This is a genomic window from Fodinibius sp. GM108 (assembly GCF_058386985.1).
Map to the genome: position 1 here is coordinate 405,431 of NZ_JBYEIR010000002.1, position 20,751 is coordinate 426,181.

Below are 20,751 nucleotides of genomic sequence, written 5' to 3' on the forward strand. Positions count from 1 at the left end.
ACATCATAATGTAAAGCATGCAACCTGCAACCTGTAGCGCGCAACCCGATTTTTGTGGAATTTTCTGGTATAATCATGAGATTCGCCATCCATTCCTTGTACACCACCGTGACCAAATAGCGTTTATTTAATATATTCAGGCGCTACTCCTTCGCGCATGAAATATTCTGAATCATAGAAAGTTTCTGTAGCTTCTTTTCCCTGCATGCATATAGTTTTCTTAAACATAAGACGAGTTTCAAACAGGTCAGTATTGTGCTGTTTGCAGCGATTGGTAATGAAGCGATATCCCTCACGTGCTATTGATATTGTATCATCGGGAAGATTAGAGCGGGGAATTTCAGGCATAATAAATAAAGTTCATCTTTACCAATATCCCTTTTTTATGTGTGCGAAAAAAACCCCCGGTTTGCACGCCGGGGGTATGCCATGTTATGGGCTGGGCATTTTGATTTATACTTGATCTTTACGTCTCACTAGCTGCGAGACATTAAAGGTTATGGTTATGTAAATTACATCTCATTGAAGCTCATAATTTTTGGAGAATTCGTTTTATTTCTTCTCTCGACATTTTCAACTTCTCTTGTAATTGTCCAATAAGCTGCGCTTCGTCATCGTATTTATATAATAGATCCTTTTCCGAAGAAGAGCATTGCTCTTCCTGCTTTTCCTTTTCTTCGTGCAGAATTTTTGGTTTTGTTTTACTTTGCATAGCAAGGAATATGATGAAGTTATTTATAAGTATTGGTTCAATCATTCGAGATCCATTCTCACAACAGATATCACCAAATATTACATCGCAGAATCTACAGTGCCTTTAGCCAGGTCTGTTTCTTCTTTATTTTTTCTTTTATCAACAGATGAAGTTTCGTATCGCAGGAGTTCAAAGATAGAGTCAGAAATCTCCGGATCGAATTTTGGCCAAGAATCAACATTGATGCCAGTAGCAACTTTTAAAGAGTCTTTTTCTACCGGAATGACAATATTTTTATTTCTGTCGAAATTAATTAGCAAGGGCTGAACCGGTATGGCGAAGTATCGGTTACCATCGCCAAATAAATCCTGAGAACAAAGAATAAGGTACTCAGGAATTCTTCGTTCTTCATCGATTTTTATATCATCAACTTTACCAAGAATTTCTCCTTTCTGATTTCTTACTTCAGATCCTATGGACTGGATTAGATCTTTAATTTCAAAAGAAAGAGAATTTTTTTTATCGAGGTTGAGGGAGTTCATAAGCTTAATTTCCAAAGTTTTAGGTCTGTTCATGATGTCACTCGTATTGCTAAATAGCTTGTCTTTGCCAATGATTATTAGCAGATAGCGAGATGTTTTGAAGTGATTCAAACGTGTTTAGTTCCTCGGCGTGATTTTGCTGTAGGTTATTTGCTAAAAAGTCGAATCCCAAAGCCTGGGCATACTTGATCAGGTTCTTGTACGAAGCCATTTCATAACGTTCAATAGTTTTAGCACATGCAATAAGTCCCGTATCTTTTTTATATAACGAACTATTAGGTTCGCAAAACGAGTTGGTTTGGGCGATTAATTTCTCCATTACACTACATGTTTTACCTTTAAGATAAATGTTCAGATCTTGTGCTATGCCCAGCATTCGTTCCTGCTGCATCTGTGTTTCGGTGAAATGATTTGAGAATACCTCTTTCAACTCTATATTCGTGGCTCTTTTGGCAAATATTGGCAGGGTTTTTATTAACTGGCGTTCTGCATCAAAAATAATCTTTAGCTGATATTTCAGTAGGTCTTGCAAATTGTCGAAGCGATCCATAAAAATTAGTTTTTGGGTTAGAGGTGTGGTGGTAGTGCATGTTGGGGACGGGCCGTCAACATTTATTATGCAATTCTAATATTCTTTAAAGTTCGAATATTAGAAATAGCACATTATTTGAAATGCTTCCCCTAAAATTTGCTACGCACCAGTAATACGTGCGTATCTTTCTTTTCTGTTCAATAATTGAAGTTGAGAGAATGCATAGCTTTTTACTAGCACAGATGGTTTTTTGACTCTGCTCAAAGTCGAATAAATGCTGAAGATTTCAGGTTCTTTTCGGGTATATATAGCAGCTTATGAGTATGGGGGTAAGCCTTTTCCGATTCATCTTTTTATCGTATTAGCAGGATCATATAAAGATGTGCAGACTGAGGAAAAAGCAAATAATTACTACAGCAGTATCCCAAAAATTATGTAAAATCAGTAGTTGGCAAAGAGTTACTTTATTTGTTTCAACGACACAAAAATTGATGTTATTTGAAACAGTGTGTTGGGAGAGAAAGTGCTTTGTCTTTGGTTTCCAGAAAGGGACCATGACACATAACCCTCCTGATGCATCAGTAGTGTTTTTAGAACTCACTTACAATAATTCTTAACCTTAACCAAAAAGAGCTTAAAACAATGAAAAAAGGAAATATACTTTTAGCTGCAATTACAAGTGCTATCAGCGGAGCAGCCCTTGGTATTTTATTTGCACCGGACAAGGGGTCACGAACCAGAAAAAAAATAAGTAAAACCAGTGATGAGTATCTTCAGACATTGAAAGATGATCTCGATGAGATACGTCATAATCTGAACAAAAGGATGAAGGAGACCAAAGAAGAGGCGAGCGAAATGAGCGCCGAAGCCAAGCGAAAAGGCGAGGAAATATTGGAAGATACCAAACAAAAGGCTAAAGAGACCAAAGAAGAGGCCAAAGAACAGGCAGAAAACTACAGAGAATGGACTAAAGATCAACTCTACGACAAAGCCAAAGAATTAAATGTTGATGGTTATACGAATATGAATAAAGATGAACTGATAGAAGCCTTGAAAAATAAATAATAGATAGAAAAGGCTATCGGTTGTAGAATAGGTAGATGTTAATCTATTACAGTTGATTGATTTTATTAACAAACAAGAAGGGGTATTGTTAAGAATACCCTGATTACCGCATGGCAACCATAAAGCAAACGAAGTTATGCCAGAGGAAGACAGACCTACGGTAAAAGATGATGAACAGTATGAAAAGCTCCGTGAACAGGGTATGAGCAAAGAAAAGGCAGCTCGTATTGCTAATTCATCCGATAAAAGTTCCAAAAAAGGAGGCAAGCATAATAAATATGAAGAGTGGACAAAGGATGAGCTTTATGATAAAGCCAAAGAAGTAGGCATTGAAGATCGTTCAAAAATGGACAAGGACGAACTTATTGATGCACTGAGAAATCATTAGTACTGGTTTAACTCTTGAACCTGGTTTAAAACTGCGCAAGGACAAGCGTTGATGGGATTTCTTTATCCTTTTTTTATCCCATTAGATAATTTCCACCATCAAATTGTAAAAGCATGACAATATAGTGACAATACTTTTTATAGCACCCGATGACTTGCCACTGCCGACTTATGAGGGATATAATGGCAGCGAACAGACAATCTACGACCTGGCATTACAGTTTATCCAACAGGGACACACCGTCGATGTAATTTGTAAAGAAGGTTCCGAGCTGGCTCCGGATAACATCAATTCTATTTACTATCCGGACGAAGACAATCTGGATTTTATCTTGAAGTGCTTGCGACATCATAAAAGAAGATATGATATAATACATCTTCATATCTTTCAGGAAGAGTTTGTACGTGAAATATCAGAAGTTGCCTCACCGCTCATCACGAGTATATATATTTATGTGGATGAGAAACGCGTCCGAAAATTTGATGAATTCGAAAGCTATTATCTTACACAAACTAAATCACAGGCCGCTTATTACGAGCAATTTTTATCGAATGTGGTGGGCATCTTGCAGGGTATACGTACAGATCATATCCCTTTTTCTGATGAACCTTTTTATGATGTTTCGGAGTCGGAGCTTTCATTGGATTTTCAAAAAAAAATGAAGCAAAAGGGAATTGAACAATACTTACTGATGCTTTCAAAAATATCAAGGCGAAAGGGTCAGCTTACCGCTATAAAGCTGGCAAAAATGCTGAATATGCCATTGGTGCTGGCTGGCAAACCTATAGATGAGTATGCTGATGCGCAAAAAACTTCAATTAGCTACTTTCAAGAAAAAATTAAGCCGCATTTTGACGATGAGCTAATATTTTATTTCGATAAGGCAAACGAGATTGAAAAGTATGAACTGATGAAATATGCTCACACTTTTATTTTTCCAGCTGGATACGAGGATGACAGGTGGCATGAAACTTTCGGGCGCACTGTGGTCGAGAGTCTCGCTACGGGCACTCCAGTGGTTGCATATAAGAATGGTGCTATGGAAGAACAGATAATCGATGGAGAAAATGGGTATCTGTTCACATCTTTTGAGGAAGCACTTGAAAAAATTAAAAGAATAGATGAAATCGACCGGTTTTTTTGTAGTGATGATGCACGTAAACGTCTTGGTTCTGAACGCTACGCCAGGGAATGTCTCAATTTTTATAACACGCTAATCAACTAAAGCATCCTGAAGCCGATCTCAGGTTTGATTAGTAACTAGTCAGTCGCGTTGCCAGTTTATAAGGATGTAGATCAATATTGGGGATTTCAAGCCACTTCGAAAGTTGGATCATAAATATTAGGGTTGAGATACAGTACTAATTTCTATTGTACTTAGTGGCAAAGGTACGTTCATTGAGAGGTAGAATAATACTTGTAATTCAGAGGGTAAGAAAAACTACTTGATATGCGCAGTCTTCCCTCTAAATGATCTAACCAAATCGTATTAGCAACCCTAAGCTAACAGGTGTATTTATGTTTTATCATGATGGAAAACTTCAGTACAAAGTAAAAGTAGAAGAGCCAAATCCCCAGTTTGCAATGTTGCTTCAGCAGGCTATCGGAGGAATCGAAGGTGAAATAAGAGTTTGTCTCCAGTACCTGTTTCAGGCCTGGGGCTCCCGAGGACCAGAAAAGTATCGCGACATGCTGCTTGATACCGGCACCGAAGAGATGTCGCATATTGAGATTTTATCTACGGCTGTTGCAAAAAATCTTGAAGGAGCATCCACCAGTATAAAAGAACAAATGGCGGATAAAAATCCGGTTACTGAGGCAGTTATGGGCGGTATGAATCCGCGCCATGTCCTTTCGTCTGGTTTATCAGCTATGGCCGTAGACAGCAACGGTGTACCGTTTAACGGATCGTGGGTGGTAGGCACTGGAAATATTGCTGCTGATATGTATGCAAATGTAACGGCAGAGTCGGGCGGACGTGCTTTGGCAACGCGGCTTTGGGAGATTACAGATGATCCCGGAATGAAAGATATGCTTTCTTTCCTGATTGCCCGCGATACTATGCACCAAAATCAGTGGCTAGCTGTGTTAGAAGAATTGGGAGGCTTTGAAAATAATCATCCGATACCAAACTCATTTCCACAGGATAAAGAGAATCAGGATTTTAATTATAATTTTATGTCCACCAACATCAATAAGAATTCAAAAGCCAAAGGACGCTGGAGTGAAGGTTCCTCCATTGACGGCAAAGGTGAATTTACTTTTACAGAAGCTGAACCACAAGGTGAAAAACCTGATCTTGGGCCTGCTGATCCTTCTGCCTATGCTCAAAAAGAACAGGTAAAAGAAGGCTGGTTCAGTTAAAAAATCACACTGATATTACAAGCGCGGGATATAAATCCCGCGCTATTGTTTAGTGAGAGAGTTATTCTTTTTCTATACCTCCAGAAGTAGAATATCTCTCCTGGTTAAACCGGCGCTCTGCATCGTCGCGAAAGCTCTTATCGTCAGTGCCTTCAAACGGAGATGATTTTTTCTAACTCTACTATGTATCCCTTCTAGTTCATAACGGGAGGTTATAAAATAAAGATTGGAGAGAAACTCTATTAATAGATCTGCAGTTTGGCATAACAGTTCGAGCGTTCGCTCGGACTATTATATTATTATGTGCTTCTCTTTGGCCTATGATACAGGTCGTGCACCAGAGCAACCCGATCAGATGTTGAGTATTAATTATTTGATCTGTTGTATAATTCTGCGAAACAACCTTACTAACGAAACAGCTCCTCTCGGCACTCCGATCTGATAGGGAAGTAGTAGGGTCGAATACCTCCAAGATAATCCCAACTTCTTCAATCCTTAAGTCATAAAAATTAGGGCCCATATAAGGAATAAAATACTATTGAACTTAGCGGTTAAAGCGACTTCCTTGAAAAACTGTAAGAATAGTCTTTAAAAAAGCCAGATTCTGAAGAGTAAAAAAGTGAGGAGAAAATTTTAGTCGCTGACAACAGAATATCTAAAAGCCAAAAAGCAGCATTATGGAAGAAAGTAATGAATCAAAATATCATGGAGATGCAAATGTGGAAGATAAAGATGTAGTGATTATCACCGGCAGTAGTGGACTTATTGGCACTAGGCTTATCAATATTCTAAAAGATGATTTCCGCATTGTGGGTATGGATAAGCAGGGTAACCCTTATCCGCCGAAGGAAGCTGAATTTGTCTATTTCGACATCACCAAAGAAGATAGCATTAGGGCGGCGATGGAGCGAATCCGCCACGTATATGGCAATAAAATCGCCTCGGTAATTCATCTAGCTGCCTATTATGATTTTTCCGGAGAACCAAGTCCTTTATACGAAGAAGTGACTGAAAAAGGAACGCATAAATTCTTGAACGTTCTGCAGGATTTTGACGTAGAACAGTTCATATTCTCTAGCACAAATTTGATTTACAAGCCGACTGAGCCAGGCAAAAAAATCGACGAAAGTGCTCCTGTAGAATCAAACTGGGACTATCCAGAATCCAAAGAAAATACGGAAGAAATTATTCGTCAAAATCGCGGTAATATCAATGCTGTATTGCTACGACTGGCCGGAGTTTACGATGAGATGTGTCATTCCATCCCGATATCACATCAGATTAAACGTATCTATGAAAAGGAGTTCACCAGCCATTTTTTCTCGGGTGATAAATCACACGGCAATGTTTTTCTGCATATGGATGACTTATTGGATGCAGTCGTAAAAACGGTGAAAAAACGGAAGTCGTTACCCGAAGAAGTTGCGATTAATATTGGAGAACCCGAAACACCCAGCTATCAGGAGCTGCAGGACAAGATCGGTCGACTTATTCACGGTGAAGAATGGGAGACTTTTGAAGTCCCCAAACCGCTGGCCAAAGCCGGTGCGTGGAGCATGGATATGGTGGGAGATCCGTTTATCAAGCCGTGGATGATTGATCGTGCAGATCAACATTTCGAGCTGGATATATCCCGTGCACGCGAACTACTTGATTGGGAACCACAGCATTCTCTGACGGATACGCTGCCTGAAATGATTAACAATTTAAAAGCTGATCCAAAAAAATGGTACAAAGAAAATAATCTTGAAATACCGTCTGATCTGAAAGAACAAGAGCCACAACCAGCCGAGCATTAAAAAAATCCATTCGACTGCTTAATTTGCGATCGCATGGGTAATCATAGCAGGTAAAAAGATACCGGAGTTTTCTTGCTGAGGAGCTGGCCCTGTGATAATCTTGCTGTGATAAGCGTCCACGCTTATCACCAATTTATAGTTCATGTTTCAAGCGTGGACGCTTGAAACAGCTATTGAGATCAAATGGGTCAAGGCAGTGGGAATAACACCCATCCGACCGCTGATCTTGGGATCGGATGGACTAGTAAAGTTAAATCTTGGATAGCTGGTGCAAGTTGCAACATGAACCAGAGCGGACGATTGGATGGGTATAAATAATACATCTTAACCATACGCGATTATAGTGGTAGCAGTATCTATAGGCGATCTATAATATTTATGGATGAAAATAGCTCAAATAAGAAATCAGGAGAGAGCGAAAACAATAAAAACCAACACGAGGGAATGAGCAATCGTGGCACAACTCGTCCGATGTCAGAGCATGAGGATGACGATAACGGTCATCATGAGATGGGATCCGACCAGCGTCGCCAGATGTTGCATATGCATCATAAGCAGACGCTGTGGGTTTACTGGACGCTGATTATGCTCGGCATTTGGATGGTACTGTCGCCGCTGACATTCAGCTACAGTATCGGTACCGTAGAACTGGGACGCGAAGTCTGGCTGTCGATGGATACTCGTATTTCAGCCATGAAATGGAGCGACATTATCAGCGGTATTTTACTCATTATTTTTGGATGGCGATCGCTAACACCCAATCGTCCTGTCAGCCTGTGGATCTGCTGCTTTATCGGGATATGGATCAGCATGGCGCCACTTCTTTTTTGGGCGCCAACGGCCGTGGCTTATCTCAATGGTACATTAGTTGGCGTATGGGTGATTGCGCTGGCTATTCTTGTGCCGGGCCTTCCCAATATCTTCATGTTTATAAAAAAAGGATCCCAATATCCTGACGGCTGGAGCTATAATCCCTCGAGCTGGCCGCAGCGCTGGCTTCTCATAGTAATGGGATTTCTCGGCTGGTTGATCTCTCGCTACCTTGGCGCTTATCAGTTGGGTTATATCGATTACGCCTGGGATCCATTTTTTGGAGCCGGTACGGTGCAGGTTCTTGATTCTGATTTATCCCATTCATTTTCAATTTCCGATGCGGCATTGGGGTCGCTGGCCTATACCATTGAGTTTCTATTGGGATTTATGGGCGGTCCATCCCGCTTTCGAACCATGCCATGGATGGTGGTGATGTTCGGTATTTTAGTGGTTCCGCTGGGACTGGTAAGTATTCTTCTGGTGATCGCCCAGTCGGTAGTTGTTGGTTTATGGTGCACGATATGTCTTGTTACAGCTCTCCTTATGCTGCCGGTAATTCCACTTGAAATAGATGAGGTAGTGGCCACCGTTCACGATCTTATCCGAAAAAAGTTAAGCGGAGACTGGAACATGTGGGAAGTTTTCTGGAAAGGAAGCTCCACAGAGGATAAAAAAGTTGATGAGCGGTCACCCGAGCTGATCGATCTGCCAAATAATTTTGTCGAGGTATTCAACGCCTCAATTTGGGGAATAAGTTTTCCCAGGACATTAGTTTTATCAACCGCTTTGGGAATCGTGCTAATGTTTGCTCCCGGTGCATTTGAGGTCAGTATTGAAAGCAACACTGCGGATATTTGTCATCTCTTTGGCGCGCTGATCGTAGTTACTTCTGTAATCAGCATGGCCGAGGTAGTTCGTATCGTCCGTTTCCTGAATATCTTATTCGGTTTATTTGTAGCAGGTTCGATATGGTTTACTACTGAATCATCGCCGACACTGTTTATAATTGTATTGATTGTTGGTGTGCTCGTGGCTGCACTTTCGATACCACGCGGACGAATATTAGAGGAATACGGAGAGTGGGAAAAATATATACGATGAATTTAAAAGCAGAAAACTAACTTAAAAAAATCTCTCATTATGAGTAAAACAGCATTTATTACGGGAGCATCTAGCGGGACTGGAGAAGTATTGACTAACCAGTTTGCAGAGAACAATTATAATCTTGTAGTGGTAGCGGAAAATCCATCCGAGCTATCAGACGCAGCGGAAGAATTCTGAAACAAGTATGGGTTAAGGTGAAGGAGATATCCAAAGATTTATCGAAAGAAGATGCTCCTGCCGAACTGTATAACCAGATAAGAGGCCAAGAAAAAATGTCTAAGTCGGATAGTAATCAAGTTTCATTTCTGAACAGAACAAAGGTCGTCTGGAAGAAACAAAGAATCATGTAAAACGTCTCCGTAAATTTATCATGGATGTATTGCCGAAAATACATTAGTGGATATTTGTGAAATTAAGGGATCATTTTTTCGAAAAAGAGATATCAATAATCTCATAAGAATAAAAGTGAGAATATTGATTATGATGAAAGACAAACCAAAAAAGCAAAACCGGTCGGGGTTGTTGTTAAAAGGAATGGCATTCGCTGCTGGTGCAGCAGTAGGTGCAAAAATGATAAAAGACGCTGTTAATCCGCCTGAAAAGTTACCGCTGAAAGATAAAGTAGTGCTTATTACAGGCGGAAGCCGCGGTTTAGGATTAGTGATGGCGCGGAAATTGGCTGACATGGATGCGACTGTAGTCATTTGTGGACGATCCGAAGAGCAGCTTCAGGAGGCTTCTGATGATCTCGCTGGTCGCCGGGGAAAGAGTCTTGCTATCCCCTGTGATATCACTGATCGTGATCAGGTAAAGAAGATGATCCGGAAAATTAATAATGATGTTGGCAGTGTTGATGTACTGATCAATAATGCGGGTATCATCCAGGTGGGGCCGCTAGAGACGATGAAACAGGAGGATTACGAACAGGCTATGAAAACCCATTTTTGGGGCCCATTTTATTTGATGAGTGAAATTCTACCTGATATGAAGAAAAAGAAAGCCGGACATATTGTGAATATCGGGTCTATCGGGAGTAAAGTGAGTTTTCCCCATCTTCTGCCGTATAACGCCAGCAAGTATGCTTTGGCGGGGCTTTCTGAAGGGATGGCTGCTGAATTGGAGGAGGATAACATCAATATAACAACGGTTTATCCGGGCCTGATGCGCACCGGCAGTCCCCGCAATATCGATGTAAAAGGTCAACACGAAAAAGAATATGCCTGGTTCAAGGTTATGGATTCTATTCCATTTTTATCTATGGATGCCGACCGTGCGGCGGATAAAATTATTGAGGCTTTCCGGAAACGGGAGCGAACGCTCACACTTTCGATTCCTGCCAAAGTGGCCGTGGCTACACACGGCATTGCACCAGGATTGACAATTGCCGCTTTTGATCTGATTGATCGATTACTGCCGGAAAAGCGAGGCGACTCAACCTCAAAAAAAGGGTACGAAAGTAAATCTAAAGTTTCTGAATCTTTTGTAACTCAAAAAACAGACAAGGCAGCTGAGAAAAATCTGGAGACATAACAAATTTATTACCTCTCGTTCCGTAGCTCTGCTGCGGAATGCTGTCTACTCTACTAAAACCAAATTCTAAAGAAGATAGAATATATTTTGTGACGATGCTCTGCGTCGTCACGACAGGAAGTGCGAATAATATACTTCCCGCATCAGGGCTACGGAAATAACGAGCGCGGGAATTAATTCCCGCGCTATCGATTCAAAAAATACGATCGATTGGACGTATAATCCCCTTACGACTAAAAGCGACCAATCCTCGTCGAACGTCTGGGATTGATGTCCGACGAGTTAAATAAAGTGAAGATACCGCATGCATTCCGCACCGGAGATACGGAGCGAGATAAGAGAATCTTACACCTCTCTTTTAATGGCGTCAAGAAGTTCATCTAATTTTATTCTGGCAATAGCCGGTTGTACATCAGACATCGAGTAGGGAATGATAAGATTATCATGATGCAGGATAGCACCGCAAGTATAAACCACATTTGGCACGTAACCTATTCGTTCCTCTTCCATCGCCCTCAAAAGGGGTTGCTTGAGACGTCCGATAATTTTGGTAGGGTCTTCAAGATCTAAAAGTATAGCACTGATAGAGTATGTTCTCATTGGTCCCACACCATGGGTCAAAACCAACCAGCCTTCATCTGTTTCAATGGGGGAACCACAATTTCCGATTTGGACCAGTTCCCACGGTTCGCATGGGCGCTGAATAACCTCTGATCTTTGCCAGAAATGGATGTGATTCGAAAACATTATATGATTGTTTTCACCATCCTGCCGCGATAACATAGCATAGCGGCCGTTAATCTTGCGTGGAAATAAGGCCAGATTTTTATTTTTAATTGCGTCGCCATACAATGTGCTGACCTTGAAATTTGTAAAATCCTGGGTTTCAATTAACTGAGGCATGATCGTTTTGCCATCGAATGCAGTATAAGTACCATAATAGATAGTTGATCCGTCATCCCTTCGAAATTTTACCCAGCGGGCGTCTTCCACCCCACCGCTTTCCTCTTCTGAAACTGGAAATATTGCTCTTTCGGACAGATCATGGTCCTCATGAAAATGCAGAGTATAATTTGAATCTGCCAACCGCTGCATGTCTCTAAAGCATTCCAGCTGCTTTTGTGTGTGGAATCTAGGTTTGTCACTCAGCTTAGTAATTTCCTCCCGTAACTCTTCGAGAGTGAATTCTCCCGGTAACTGTTCCAAAATATATTCTGTGACTTCATTGCACGTCCCCATTTCTTTGAGTTTTAAACGAAATAGCTGACGTTCATAGAGTGGGTTTGAAGCATCTGGTGTATCTACAAACGAGCTGGATGGATCAAAGGTTAGATTCCCTTTTCTATCTATCATGCCACTCCGGAAAACCATCGACGAAATATGTCCTTCTCCGACTGCCCGCAAACTCATCACAAAACGCAGACTGCCATCGGGTACATCTGATTGATCGGGATGTGGAACAATAGATGGATTAAATAGTGCCGCAGATTCTATGGCGTACTCCATCGTAAAATAGGCGCCAATCAACAGTTCCTGATCTTCGGTTAACGATGAATATTCATCGGGTGACAAATAACTTTTAACTTTTTTAAAATGTCGTCGCAGGTTATTGCGGATATCCAGATGACGATCTGCAAATTCCCTGAATACCATATCGAGCTGTGACTTTGTTTCCGAGTCGTTAAGCCGTAGTACGCGATAAAATATATTTTTGACTCTGGCCGGATTTCCCTCATGGAGTAACAAACGACAAATTACCCGTGAAGCATCACGTTCTATTACTTGAGTTTTGCGTTTGATATTCAATTCGGCTGTCTTAGTCATAATTTTAGTATTGTATTTAAAATTCAGTGTAATATTTTGTTGAGCTACTTCGGGGATGATCGAGGCAAAGCTTTATCAGATCATCAATCTTAGCCGTTCCTGTACACATGACAGTATCGGCACCTCCCCAATAAATTCTGAGCGTTCCATCCGGCTCTGGTATCGCTGCACAGGTAAATACCACATTGGGTACATATCCACTGACTTCCCATGGATCTTCGGGTTGCAGGATCCAGGGGTCAGCTATGCCAACTAATTCTTCGGGATTTTCTAAATCGTGCAATGCCACACCCAGTCGGTAGACGGCTCCGGCCATTGTTTTAAAGACGCCATGATAGATATTCAGCCATCCTTCATCTGTCTTGATCGGTGGTGCGCCGGGACCGACTTTCATTTCGTCCCAGTGATAGGGCAGGGGTTCTATAATCATCCTGGAATCGCCCCAGTATTCCAGATCCGGAGAATATGATATCCAGATCGACCACGGGTGAATTTCGGAATGAGGACGATCAAGGCGAACATAGCGTCCGCCAATTTTTTCAGGAAAGATGACCACATTGCGCATGTCGGCCTGGCTTATAAAAGTAATTCTCTCCAGAGATTTAAAATCTTCTGTCCGTGCTAAACCGATGCGTACTCCTTGTTCAGAATAAGCGCTGTAGCAGATCAGGTAGTGATCTTCAAATGGGCAAATGCGTACATCCTCAACGCCGAATGCTTCATATTTGGCAAATATTCCATCCTCGGCCGGAACCATAAATGGCTCCGAGTCTACCGTAAAGTGCACTCCATCGTCGCTGACAGCTTTTCCGATTATGGAGCGGCCGTTGTGCTGATGAGAGCGAAACAACATGATATAACGATCATCATGCTTTGCTACTCCCGCATTGTGTATGGTTGCTACCGGGTAGGGGACATCATCACGTTCTAATATTGGATTGTTTTCATAACGCCTAACAATAGATTGTCGCATACCTGCTTTTTCCTTAAACACTAAATCCGTTATTTAGTCTTTTTGTTTTACAGCTATTCCGTCTTGGTCTCTTTCCAGTATTTTTTGGTAAACATCCTCGTACTTATCAACCATATTTCCTATAGTGAAATTCTGTTCCACGTAATTTCGACAATAAGTACGATCTATTTGATTTATATCTTCGACCGCTTCAACGGCTTCATGTACATCATCCACCAAGAACCCATTTTTGCCGTGTTCGATAAGCTCGGGCATGCTGCCCTTATTAAAGGCGATAACGGGTGTCCCGCAAGCCATAGATTCTACCACCGATAAACCGAAAGGTTCCTCAAAAAATATAGGGTGCAGCATTGCCACTGCGTTACCTAAAAGTGGATTTCGTTTTTCTGGTCCAACGCTACCGATATATTCTATATCATCGGCCGCAAGTTCTGGCTTTACGTATTTTTCGTGGTAATCCTGATCCTGTATGATCCCGGCGATGACCAGCCGTATACCGCAGGCCTGAGCTATTTGTATGGCTTTATGAACTCCTTTGTCGGGATGAATACGCCCGAAGTAAAGAAGATAGTCATCAGGCTCCGGTTGGAAATCAAAATCTGCAATATTGATACCGTGGTGTACAGTTGCTGTATAGTGTAAGTCCGGTGAGCGATCGGCATCGCTGATGGAGACATAGTACGTCTTTCCATCATACTTGCGGTAAACAGGCAGAATACCGGGCGATGAAAAGCCGTGAATAGTCGTAAGCAGCGGTGTTGTCGTCAATCCGGAATAGGTGAGAGGCAGAAAATCAAAGTGATTGTGGATGATATCGTACTGATCTGCCTCCTCAAACAGGTTTGATATATGCATCGCTTCCCACACTTTGGGTATAATGTCTGGATCTTCTTCATAGCCGCGGGGACAGACTGACTCCAGCTTGGCATTCGTCAGAGAATCACCTGTAGCATAAAGCGTTACATCGTGTCCCCGGTTTACTAGTTCTTCGGTAATGTTTGAAGCTACGCTTTCCCACGGCCCGTAGTGGCGGGGTGGAGTACGCCACGCAATTGGTGAAAGTACAGCAATTTTCATATTCAATTATCCCTTTACTTTCATCCGATTTGTTTTTTGGGGCGACAACGAAACTCCATCTTCGGTCAATTCATACATCGCAATAAGTGAAAGTAGCCAAGCCAAAGTTGATTCTGCACCCTCGTTTTGATTAACACCGTCAACGTGCAGTCCATCCCGGCAGCCACCGGTTTCGTGATCGTAAAGCGGCAGATGAAGATCATTATTGCCCAAAAACCAGCTGAAACAAAGCTCTGCCTGTCGCAGCCAGTAGTTATCCCCATCCGCTTCATAAGCAGCTATGCAGGCTTCCAAAAGTGTGTTGGCTTCTACAGGCTGCTGATCGAAGCGGGCTTTGTGGATATTGCGGACATACCAGCCTTCATTGCCGATAGGGATGAGGTGACCATTGTCGGTTTGACTTTCCAACAGCCACTTAAGTGCTCGCAGCCCCATTTGAGTCATTTCTTCTCGGTCCAGTTTTTGTCCGGCCAGTATCAGCGCGTGAGGCAGCTTGCCGTTTGAATAGGAGACAATATCTTCGAGCCACGGCCAGTCATCTGTGGCGTGATCTTTAAATTGATTAAATATTTTTTCGGCCAGTTTGATATAGATGCGGCGGGCTTTGGAGTCTCCGGAAAATGTATTCAGATATGCATCAATCCCCAGTATCGTGAAGGCGATAGCTCGAGGTGAGCGGAATGTTTCAGCGGCTTTGAGTCCACGCAGAAATAGAGACGAAGCCAGTGCCATATCTGATTGTTGATCCGCTAACGAAACTGCTTCTCCCAAAGCCCAGAGCGCGCGGCCATGTGCATCTTCAGAGCCGGCTGATGTTTCTTGCCACTTCCGTGAATATCTCATGTTGTTTCGAAATCGACCCGTTTCTGTGTTATAGGCGTGCAGTAAAAAACTCATATATCTGTTGCCCATCTTTTTCAAGTTCTCTTCATCACTCTGTGTTATTTGCCGCAATTGCCGACCTTTAATCGCGACTATTAATCCGCGGGCATTATCATCGGTACAGTAGCCGTGATTTCTTTTGGCAACTGCAAAGGCGGCGTGTTCCATAAGACCAGTATCGTCGGTCAGCATTCTAAGATGATCGGGATTGAATTGTGGCAGTTTTAGATGCGTATCTTCAAGCGGGCGCTGATTGAGCGTGGTGGCGTTTTGTGGGCGTGGGTGGCGATTGTGATCCTTTTTTATAGTACCGAAAAGATCTACATACTGTCTCGCAACTTCTTCCCATGTAGCATTTCTGTTGAAATCATATGACCGCTTACGCATTTGATGACGCATGGCATCATTTTCAAATAATTCATTTATGGTAGATGCAATGGCATCTTCATCTTCAAAGGGTACCAGACAACCTCGTTCATCGTCCAGCATCTCTTTTGCGTACCAGTAGGGTGTGGAAATAATTGCTTTGCCAGTGCCGGCGGCGTAAGCCAGCGTGCCCGATGTAATTTGCTCTTCTTGTATATAAGGCGTGATGTACAAATCGGAAGCCGAAAGATATTCGCAAAGTTCTTCAAACGACACAAAATCATTTTTAAAGATGACATGATCTTCCACACCTAATTCCTCGACTAAGTTCTCCAAATAGTGACGATATTTTTCTCCCTCATTTTCGAGTACGTGAGGATGTGTGGCTCCCAGCACGATATAGGTTAAATTCGGAAATCGTTCGATAACTTTCGGCAATCCCTTGATAACGTATTCAATACCTTTGTTGGGGGATAAAAGGCCGAATGTCAACAGTACTTTTTGCCCCAACAGGTCAAATTGCTCTTTGTAATAATTGGGATCTACAAATGGTATATCAGGTATGCCGTGAGGGATGTAAGCAATTTTCTCCCGGGGAATGTCATACAGGGTATTTAAAATATCGATGGCATTGTTACTCATGACTATAAAACGATCAGATAACTTATCCAATCGTTTCATAACCTTTATCTGCTTTTGGGTTGGATCAGTTAAAACCGTATGCAGTGTAGTAACCACCGGCATTTTAAGTTCACCGAGCAACGTTAAAATGTAATCGCCCGCTTCGCCGCCAAAGATTCCGAACTCATGCTGCAGCGATACAATATCGACTTCATTAATATTCAGAAATTTTGCGGCGGTATAGAAATCAGAAAGATCATCCTGATTGATTTCAAAACGTACCTCTTCAGGGTAGTCATAACCTTCGGGCTTATCATTTATGGCCAGGGCTTTGCACTGATAATTTTGTGCTATCAGAGATTGAACCAGATCGGTCGTAAATGTGGCAATACCGCATTTTCTTGGCAGGTAATTGCCGATCACTGCAATGGAGTTAATGTCGTGCGATTGGGAAGCTGCTGATGTACTCATATTCTCTAACTCTTTTTTATGGGACTGGTAAATGGGATTGGAAAGCCAGTCCTTTTTTGGGTTTATTTCTCTTCAATTTGTTGATTCCCTGCAGGGGAAAGATTGACTAAACTACCAAATAGAATTTAAAAGCAGTCAAGTATAATTTGTGGTTTATCTGTAGTAAATTTTGAGCGACAAAAGCGTCCGTTATATTTTAACAGGATTTATTTGTAGTGGTTTAAAAGCAGGTCCTTCGATTACCGTGCCATCAGTATCGAAACGACTGCCGTGACAGGGGCAATCCCAGGTTTGCTCAGCTTTATTCCAATGGACGTGACAGCCCATATGTGTACAGATAGCCGATACCACTTCAAGCTCTCCCTCTTCATTCCGATATACAGCCAGACGTTGCCCCTCTTTTTTTACTACTTTTCCTTCTCCTGCCTTTAACTTCTGGAGATCTAACTCTTTAGGCGTAGTGAAATACTCTGCGTAGTGTGTAGCAACATCAATATTTTCTTTCAGGAATTTTGGGCCTGATTTCACTGGCTGCTTGCGAGAAGCATCGTAAAGGTCAGCCCATTTGTTTTCTTTTGCCGCAATTTGATCGCCAATGATCATTGCGGCTAATGTGCCGTAAACTAGCCCATCAGTGGAGTATCCAGTAGCTATAAACTCGTTTGATCCTTTTCGGGCGGGACCAATAAAGGGTAGCAGATCGGCCGGGCGGTAATGCTGTCCGCCCCATCGGTATACCATTTCTCCTATGTCAAAATGGTTACGCGCAAAATCTTTTAGGGATTCGATCACCTGCTGATTTTCTTCTTTCTGTCCTACTTTGTGTGGGTGACCAATCACTAACAAAAATGATTTATTATCTCTGCTGTACATCCGGGTAGAAATAACAGTTCCCTCATTATACAATCCCCAGAAAATTCCTTTAGGGTGGGATATATTTTCAGCTCTGCAGGCGATACCGTACTCGCGATAGGGGCCCAAAAGTGTTTGTACAAATTTTAATCCTTTGGGCGTATGGGTAGCGTGAATAACTTTTTCCGCTGTGACTCTACCACCAGATGTGTGCAGCTCGAAGCCCCCGTTTTCTCGTTCTACTGATGATATATGTGTTTGTTCATAGATTTGGCAGAAACCTGAATCTACAGTTGTCGCAAGTTCTTGGACATATCTCAGCGGATTGATCTGAGCCTGTGCGTCAATAGTGATGGCATCAGTCAGCGGAAAGGGTATGTCGCTTCTTTCAGCTTTTGTAATCGACAGCTTGGAGTGATTCGCTGTTTGCAGTTCTTTTCTGATAGTATCATTGTTGTGACGATTACTGCTGTACAGATACCAAGGTACTTTTTGGTAATCGCAATCCATGGAATGATCTTCAATCCAGTGGCGCATCTGTTGCAGGGCTTCAGCCCGTGATGCGGCTACAGCTTTAACGGTGTCGCTGTCGTACTTTGATTCTAATCCGTATAGGTGGCTGTCGAGGGTATAATATAAATTGCCGGTACTTTGGCCGGTTGTGCCAGAGCCCACCGTATTACTCTCAAGCACTACTGAAGAGATACCGGCCTCTCCCAACACTTTTGCAGCTGTAACGCCAGTGATACCACCGCCGATGATAGCTACTTCAGTTGAAATATTTTGTTGCAGCGACGGATAATCGCGTACCTTTTCAAAATCTCTCCAGATAGATGTAAGCTGTTTCATAAAACTCTCTCATATAGTTAAGAATATCACCTTGTTATTAATTAATCGAACTCTGCAGGAAAAGTTTCAAGATTTCGAATAAATAGGTAAATCATTTTGCCAAATATTCGGTTAAGGAAATAAATCAAAAAAAAAGAGAGGTAGATATGGATAAATCAGTTGAACAGGTTATTAAGAACTGGAGTGAAAATCCCAGAGAATCAGCAGAGCGGTTATTGGATTATTACGGAGAACCGGATGAATATTCCGATTCCCAATTGATTTGGTACAATACTGATGATGGTTGGAAGCGGACCGTGCTTCGCAACGAAGAGATTCCCCATGAATTTCCGGCTCCTCATACCGATTATCTGGAGCAGTTTATAGATTATCAGGTCCCGGTCGAGATGTATTCCAAGCTTGCTGAATTTGATGGCAGTGTGATAGCTGAAAGAACAAAAGGAGAGATGTCGGCCCGTTGCGGAGGGACCTCAATGAATTTTGTGGCCATTAATCTGGCACATGATATTATAACCGAAACCTTGTCGGTGCAGGATGCCAGGGAGGAATATGCGCGGTTGTACAAAGCTTTCCAGGAGGGAGAAAAGCCGTCCTATACGCAGGAATTTCATTTTGATATTCCAACAAGTACGGGAGATCCTGATACACAAATTGAAATTGCTTCAGAGCAGTAAATAAGCAACTGAAATCAGCCAGCTGGCGTCCGGCGCTGCCACAATCGGGTTTTAAATATGTAGATGATCCAGGCGACCAAAAAGACAAACTCTGCTGCAGCATCGAGCAGATAGATGGGAGATATAATTAGCCCCCAAACAAAAATGACATCTACCAGTATAAACCCGATGGCGGCGGAGACGGCTATCAGGCCAAGAGGAAATGTTATATTTTCTGTCCACCCGCCAACGAAAAGTCCCAATCCGATGGCGAAAGCAAGCATGCCAACTGTTTCAACCAGCCATAAATCTTCTTTAGGTCCGGTTACAAATAAAAAGCTATCCATGTGAATGATGGGCCAGAATCCCGTAGCGCAATAATAAAGCCCATGAATTACAGCCAGCGTATTTATCCGAGTAGCTTGATTCATTTTTTGATCCCTTTACGCTCCCTTGATTCTTTGGTTCTTGATGAAATCTGTTTTACAAGACAGATTCTCAATAGTTCTTTAACCTTTCAATAAGCTGCTTTTTTGAGAGCTTGTCGTAATTAGGTAATTCTATTTTTTTTGCTTCTTCCTGAAGTTTATCCATTGACCAGGTTTCGTACTTCGATTCGTCAATCTCTTGCGAGACGCTGTCATCCACAAACTCTTCTTGTGGTTCCTCTTCGCTTGGTAATCTTTCGTTATCAGAATCTGACATAATAGTTGGATTCAATTAAAAACTTCCTGTAGGATATATAGATTTTATCATGAATAATTGTTCCTTAATGGAAGAATTGAACCAGAAATTAGAAAAATCATAGTTATGAGGAGATTGTATCTGCGAACTTATGACCTCGGGAGTGCAACTCCCTCGGAACTTTTTGGAAAGTGTGAGCGGATAATATTGTCGTCAATTGAATCCAAAGTTCGTGAATTAATTCCGCGCTCGTCATCAATCGATATATACACATTTTGCGTGGGGCAAAGATAGTCGAGATCAATCAGTAGAGAGAAATAAAGGAACATAGTATCGTGTAACAGATTTAACCATTTCAGGGAGGTCTTACCATATCAAACGGGCCTTCCAATCACGAATAAATAATCTAAAAGAGGGAGATAATATGTCGATTGCCAAAGTTATAGAAATTCTGGCCGAAGGAGATACCATAGAAGAAGCATTTGAAAACGCTGTAGCTGAAGCCTCAGAAACTGTTGATCAAATAAAAGAAGTATGGGTGGATGATATAGAGGCTATGGTAGAAGATAATGAAATCCAATTTTATCGTATTAATGCGAAGGTTACGTTCGTTGTAAGCAAATCGAAGAAGAAGTCTTAGGCAGAAATAACCTTTCAGCGTCCCGATA

The 20,751-nt window shown here is 41.9% G+C and carries 23 protein-coding genes; 12 read left to right on the top strand and 11 right to left on the bottom strand.

Annotation, left to right across the window (positions count from 1 at the left end; all coding sequences use genetic code 11):
* Positions 1-123: 123 nt before the first annotated feature.
* The 4 genes from ACT3ID_RS05015 to ACT3ID_RS05030 all read right to left on the bottom strand — a co-directional run bounded on the left by ACT3ID_RS05015 (position 124) and on the right by ACT3ID_RS05030 (position 1,786).
* Entirely contained in the window at positions 124-348 is a 225-nt protein-coding gene (locus tag ACT3ID_RS05015; RefSeq protein WP_491540895.1) for a hypothetical protein, read from the bottom strand.
* A 181-nt stretch (positions 349-529) separates the two neighbouring features.
* Positions 530-757 carry a hypothetical protein gene (locus ACT3ID_RS05020; protein ID WP_491540896.1) on the bottom strand — a complete coding sequence of 76 codons (228 nt, stop codon included), beginning with the start codon at positions 755-757 and terminating at the stop codon, positions 530-532.
* A gap of 35 nt (positions 758-792) precedes the next feature.
* On the bottom strand, positions 793-1,269 hold the full coding sequence (locus tag ACT3ID_RS05025) for a PRC-barrel domain-containing protein (RefSeq protein ID WP_491540897.1): 477 nt from the start codon (positions 1,267-1,269) through the stop codon (positions 793-795).
* 16 nt (positions 1,270-1,285) lie between these two features.
* Positions 1,286-1,786: a YciE/YciF ferroxidase family protein gene (locus ACT3ID_RS05030; RefSeq protein ID WP_491540898.1), complete on the bottom strand. Its 501-nt coding sequence runs from the start codon at positions 1,784-1,786 to the stop codon at positions 1,286-1,288.
* A 256-nt stretch (positions 1,787-2,042) separates the two neighbouring features.
* Between ACT3ID_RS05030 and ACT3ID_RS05035 the strand changes: the two genes are divergently transcribed.
* From ACT3ID_RS05035 to ACT3ID_RS05080, 10 genes are all read left to right on the top strand, one after another.
* Positions 2,043-2,207, top strand: coding sequence for a hypothetical protein (locus tag ACT3ID_RS05035; protein WP_491540899.1), 165 nt, complete (start codon positions 2,043-2,045; stop codon positions 2,205-2,207).
* A 203-nt stretch (positions 2,208-2,410) separates the two neighbouring features.
* The gene (locus tag ACT3ID_RS05040) at positions 2,411-2,833 is read left to right on the top strand and encodes a YtxH domain-containing protein (RefSeq protein WP_491540900.1); all 423 of its coding nucleotides are present in this window, start codon (positions 2,411-2,413) and stop codon (positions 2,831-2,833) included.
* Between the two features lie 136 nt (positions 2,834-2,969).
* Complete coding sequence (locus ACT3ID_RS05045) at positions 2,970-3,221, top strand: DUF7218 family protein (protein WP_491540901.1); 252 nt, start codon at positions 2,970-2,972, stop codon at positions 3,219-3,221.
* A 124-nt stretch (positions 3,222-3,345) separates the two neighbouring features.
* Entirely contained in the window at positions 3,346-4,446 is a 1,101-nt protein-coding gene (locus ACT3ID_RS05050) for a glycosyltransferase (protein WP_491540902.1), read from the top strand.
* A gap of 293 nt (positions 4,447-4,739) precedes the next feature.
* Entirely contained in the window at positions 4,740-5,585 is an 846-nt protein-coding gene (locus ACT3ID_RS05055) for a manganese catalase (RefSeq protein ID WP_491540903.1), read from the top strand.
* A 677-nt stretch (positions 5,586-6,262) separates the two neighbouring features.
* Positions 6,263-7,384, top strand: coding sequence for an NAD-dependent epimerase/dehydratase family protein (locus ACT3ID_RS05060; protein ID WP_491540904.1), 1,122 nt, complete (start codon positions 6,263-6,265; stop codon positions 7,382-7,384).
* A 142-nt stretch (positions 7,385-7,526) separates the two neighbouring features.
* Positions 7,527-7,649 (top strand): hypothetical protein, encoded by a 123-nt coding sequence (locus tag ACT3ID_RS05065; RefSeq protein WP_491540905.1) that lies wholly within the window; start codon positions 7,527-7,529, stop codon positions 7,647-7,649.
* 113 nt (positions 7,650-7,762) lie between these two features.
* On the top strand, positions 7,763-9,298 hold the full coding sequence (locus tag ACT3ID_RS05070) for a vitamin K epoxide reductase family protein (RefSeq protein WP_491540906.1): 1,536 nt from the start codon (positions 7,763-7,765) through the stop codon (positions 9,296-9,298).
* Between the two features lie 39 nt (positions 9,299-9,337).
* A complete protein-coding gene (locus ACT3ID_RS05075) occupies positions 9,338-9,478 on the top strand; it encodes a hypothetical protein (RefSeq protein WP_491540907.1) in 141 nt (46 codons plus the stop codon).
* Positions 9,479-9,781: 303 nt separating this feature from the next.
* Positions 9,782-10,831 (top strand): SDR family NAD(P)-dependent oxidoreductase, encoded by a 1,050-nt coding sequence (locus tag ACT3ID_RS05080; protein ID WP_491540908.1) that lies wholly within the window; start codon positions 9,782-9,784, stop codon positions 10,829-10,831.
* Between the two features lie 345 nt (positions 10,832-11,176).
* Here ACT3ID_RS05080 and ACT3ID_RS05085 read toward each other — a convergent pair whose 3' ends face one another.
* The 5 genes from ACT3ID_RS05085 to ACT3ID_RS05105 all read right to left on the bottom strand — a co-directional run bounded on the left by ACT3ID_RS05085 (position 11,177) and on the right by ACT3ID_RS05105 (position 18,746).
* Positions 11,177-12,655: a glycoside hydrolase family 130 protein gene (locus ACT3ID_RS05085; protein ID WP_491540909.1), complete on the bottom strand. Its 1,479-nt coding sequence runs from the start codon at positions 12,653-12,655 to the stop codon at positions 11,177-11,179.
* Between the two features lie 16 nt (positions 12,656-12,671).
* On the bottom strand, positions 12,672-13,628 hold the full coding sequence (locus ACT3ID_RS05090; protein ID WP_491540910.1) for a glycoside hydrolase family 130 protein: 957 nt from the start codon (positions 13,626-13,628) through the stop codon (positions 12,672-12,674).
* Between the two features lie 33 nt (positions 13,629-13,661).
* Entirely contained in the window at positions 13,662-14,705 is a 1,044-nt protein-coding gene (locus ACT3ID_RS05095) for a glycosyltransferase family 4 protein (RefSeq protein ID WP_491540911.1), read from the bottom strand.
* A 6-nt stretch (positions 14,706-14,711) separates the two neighbouring features.
* On the bottom strand, positions 14,712-17,045 hold the full coding sequence (locus ACT3ID_RS05100) for a glycosyltransferase family 4 protein (protein WP_491540912.1): 2,334 nt from the start codon (positions 17,043-17,045) through the stop codon (positions 14,712-14,714).
* Positions 17,046-17,234: 189 nt separating this feature from the next.
* Positions 17,235-18,746, bottom strand: coding sequence for an FAD-dependent oxidoreductase (locus tag ACT3ID_RS05105; protein WP_491540913.1), 1,512 nt, complete (start codon positions 18,744-18,746; stop codon positions 17,235-17,237).
* A gap of 146 nt (positions 18,747-18,892) precedes the next feature.
* Between ACT3ID_RS05105 and ACT3ID_RS05110 the strand changes: the two genes are divergently transcribed.
* Positions 18,893-19,420 (top strand): hypothetical protein, encoded by a 528-nt coding sequence (locus tag ACT3ID_RS05110; RefSeq protein ID WP_491540914.1) that lies wholly within the window; start codon positions 18,893-18,895, stop codon positions 19,418-19,420.
* Positions 19,421-19,434: 14 nt separating this feature from the next.
* Here ACT3ID_RS05110 and ACT3ID_RS05115 read toward each other — a convergent pair whose 3' ends face one another.
* Both ACT3ID_RS05115 and ACT3ID_RS05120 read right to left on the bottom strand, forming a co-directional pair.
* Positions 19,435-19,830: a hypothetical protein gene (locus ACT3ID_RS05115; protein ID WP_491540915.1), complete on the bottom strand. Its 396-nt coding sequence runs from the start codon at positions 19,828-19,830 to the stop codon at positions 19,435-19,437.
* Positions 19,831-19,897: 67 nt separating this feature from the next.
* Positions 19,898-20,104, bottom strand: coding sequence for a hypothetical protein (locus ACT3ID_RS05120; protein ID WP_491540916.1), 207 nt, complete (start codon positions 20,102-20,104; stop codon positions 19,898-19,900).
* A 403-nt stretch (positions 20,105-20,507) separates the two neighbouring features.
* Between ACT3ID_RS05120 and ACT3ID_RS05125 the strand changes: the two genes are divergently transcribed.
* The gene (locus ACT3ID_RS05125; RefSeq protein WP_491540917.1) at positions 20,508-20,723 is read left to right on the top strand and encodes a dodecin family protein; all 216 of its coding nucleotides are present in this window, start codon (positions 20,508-20,510) and stop codon (positions 20,721-20,723) included.
* The last annotated feature ends 28 nt before the right edge of the window (positions 20,724-20,751 follow it).

Excerpts from the sequence above, each read along its gene's own strand:
- ACT3ID_RS05105 (WP_491540913.1), bottom strand. The coding sequence starts at position 18,746 with ATGAAACAGCTTACATCTATCTGGAGAGATTTTGAAAAGGTACGCGAT.
- ACT3ID_RS05070 (WP_491540906.1), top strand. The coding sequence starts at position 7,763 with ATGGATGAAAATAGCTCAAATAAGAAATCAGGAGAGAGCGAAAACAAT.
- ACT3ID_RS05075 (WP_491540907.1), top strand. The coding sequence starts at position 9,338 with ATGAGTAAAACAGCATTTATTACGGGAGCATCTAGCGGGACTGGAGAA.
- ACT3ID_RS05090 (WP_491540910.1), bottom strand. The coding sequence starts at position 13,628 with ATGCGACAATCTATTGTTAGGCGTTATGAAAACAATCCAATATTAGAA.
- ACT3ID_RS05045 (WP_491540901.1), top strand. The coding sequence starts at position 2,970 with ATGCCAGAGGAAGACAGACCTACGGTAAAAGATGATGAACAGTATGAA.
- ACT3ID_RS05085 (WP_491540909.1), bottom strand. The coding sequence starts at position 12,655 with ATGACTAAGACAGCCGAATTGAATATCAAACGCAAAACTCAAGTAATA.
- ACT3ID_RS05025 (WP_491540897.1), bottom strand. The coding sequence starts at position 1,269 with ATGAACAGACCTAAAACTTTGGAAATTAAGCTTATGAACTCCCTCAAC.
- ACT3ID_RS05055 (WP_491540903.1), top strand. The coding sequence starts at position 4,740 with ATGTTTTATCATGATGGAAAACTTCAGTACAAAGTAAAAGTAGAAGAG.
- ACT3ID_RS05110 (WP_491540914.1), top strand. The coding sequence starts at position 18,893 with ATGGATAAATCAGTTGAACAGGTTATTAAGAACTGGAGTGAAAATCCC.
- ACT3ID_RS05115 (WP_491540915.1), bottom strand. The coding sequence starts at position 19,830 with ATGAATCAAGCTACTCGGATAAATACGCTGGCTGTAATTCATGGGCTT.
- ACT3ID_RS05040 (WP_491540900.1), top strand. The coding sequence starts at position 2,411 with ATGAAAAAAGGAAATATACTTTTAGCTGCAATTACAAGTGCTATCAGC.
- ACT3ID_RS05020 (WP_491540896.1), bottom strand. The coding sequence starts at position 757 with ATGATTGAACCAATACTTATAAATAACTTCATCATATTCCTTGCTATG.
- ACT3ID_RS05095 (WP_491540911.1), bottom strand. The coding sequence starts at position 14,705 with ATGAAAATTGCTGTACTTTCACCAATTGCGTGGCGTACTCCACCCCGC.
- ACT3ID_RS05035 (WP_491540899.1), top strand. The coding sequence starts at position 2,043 with ATGCTGAAGATTTCAGGTTCTTTTCGGGTATATATAGCAGCTTATGAG.
- ACT3ID_RS05125 (WP_491540917.1), top strand. The coding sequence starts at position 20,508 with ATGTCGATTGCCAAAGTTATAGAAATTCTGGCCGAAGGAGATACCATA.
- ACT3ID_RS05120 (WP_491540916.1), bottom strand. The coding sequence starts at position 20,104 with ATGTCAGATTCTGATAACGAAAGATTACCAAGCGAAGAGGAACCACAA.
- ACT3ID_RS05060 (WP_491540904.1), top strand. The coding sequence starts at position 6,263 with ATGGAAGAAAGTAATGAATCAAAATATCATGGAGATGCAAATGTGGAA.
- ACT3ID_RS05065 (WP_491540905.1), top strand. The coding sequence starts at position 7,527 with ATGTTTCAAGCGTGGACGCTTGAAACAGCTATTGAGATCAAATGGGTC.
- ACT3ID_RS05100 (WP_491540912.1), bottom strand. The coding sequence starts at position 17,045 with ATGAGTACATCAGCAGCTTCCCAATCGCACGACATTAACTCCATTGCA.
- ACT3ID_RS05080 (WP_491540908.1), top strand. The coding sequence starts at position 9,782 with ATGATGAAAGACAAACCAAAAAAGCAAAACCGGTCGGGGTTGTTGTTA.
- ACT3ID_RS05015 (WP_491540895.1), bottom strand. The coding sequence starts at position 348 with ATGCCTGAAATTCCCCGCTCTAATCTTCCCGATGATACAATATCAATA.
- ACT3ID_RS05030 (WP_491540898.1), bottom strand. The coding sequence starts at position 1,786 with ATGGATCGCTTCGACAATTTGCAAGACCTACTGAAATATCAGCTAAAG.